The sequence below is a fragment of the Streptomyces spiramenti genome (assembly GCF_012034385.1).
In the GTDB taxonomy this organism is placed as follows: Bacteria; Actinomycetota; Actinomycetes; order Streptomycetales; family Streptomycetaceae; genus Streptomyces; species Streptomyces spiramenti.
The window spans coordinates 1-1,212 of sequence record NZ_JAAVJB010000463.1; the positions used below are offsets into that span (position 1 = coordinate 1).

The 1,212-nt window shown below is 69.7% G+C and carries 1 protein-coding gene; it reads right to left on the reverse strand.

Annotation, left to right across the window (positions count from 1 at the left end; translation table 11 throughout):
• Nucleotides 1-30 precede the first annotated feature (30 nt).
• Nucleotides 31-972 (reverse strand): heme o synthase, encoded by a 942-nt coding sequence (locus HCJ92_RS24170; protein WP_167935728.1) that lies wholly within the window; start codon nucleotides 970-972, stop codon nucleotides 31-33.
• Nucleotides 973-1,212 lie beyond the last annotated feature (240 nt).

Sequence of the window (1,212 nt, forward strand, 5' to 3'; positions counted from 1 at the left end):
TGGGGCGCGGCGAGCGCCGCCGCCCTCAGCTCAGCTCACGAAGGGGTCGATCGCCACGGCGAGGAAGACCAGCGAGACGTAGGTGATCGACCAGTGGAAGAGCCGCATCTCCTTGAGCGGCGCACCTGTCACCCCGGCGCGGGCCCGTGACTGGAGGGCGTGGGCCTCCCAGAGCCACCAGATACCGGCCGCCGCCGCGACGGTGGTGTAGAACCAGCCCACGTATCCCAGCGGCCACAGCGTCAGGGAGACCGCGACCATGACCCAGCTGTAGACCACGATCTGTCGGGCGACGACGGTGTTGGTGGCGATCACCGGCAGCATCGGGACGCCGACGCGGGCGTAGTCCTCCTTGACCTTCATGGACAGCGGCCAGTAGTGCGGCGGGGTCCAGAAGAAGATCACGAGGAAGAGGACGACGGCGCCCCAGGAGAGGGAGTTGGTCACCGAGGACCAGCCGATGAGCACCGGCATGCACCCGGCGATGCCGCCCCAGACGATGTTCTGCGAGGTCCGCCGCTTGAGCAGCATGGTGTAGACGACCACGTAGAACAGCAGGGCACCCAGCGCGAGCGCGGCGGAGAGCCAGTTGACCAGCAGGCCGAACCACAGGGTGGAGACGACGGCGAGGGAGATGCCGAAGACCAGCGCCTCGACGGGCGAGACCATCCCGGTGACCAGGGGACGGTTGCTGGTGCGGTGCATCAGCGCGTCGATGTCCCGGTCGAGGTACATGTTCAGCGAGTTCGCGCCGCCGGCGGAGAGATATCCGCCGAAGCAGGTGGCGAACACCAGCCAGAGACTGGGCACCCCTTGCGCCGCGAGGAACATCACGGGGATGGTGGTCATCAGCAGCAGCTCGATGATCCGCGGCTTGGTCAGGGCGATGAACCCCATGACCCTGGCACCCAGCGGCCGGTGACCGGCACCCGCGCTGTTCGTGTCCACGGGACGGGAATCGACGGCCGTCACGAATACCCCTGGTTCTGCGAACATCAGCGACGCGCGCTGCGGACGGAGCGTGAGTCGTGCCGACCCGACGGTGGACGGTTCTCACACGTACCCCGCCACTCTAGACGCCCGACTCGTCCGCCCCGTCCCCGGGGTCCGACGCGTCCGGCGGGCGTACGGGGGGCGCCCGCCCCGGTCCCGCGCGCCCGCCACGGGAGCGGACCACGCCCTGCGCCGCGGCGCCCCGGGACCGCCCGGGAG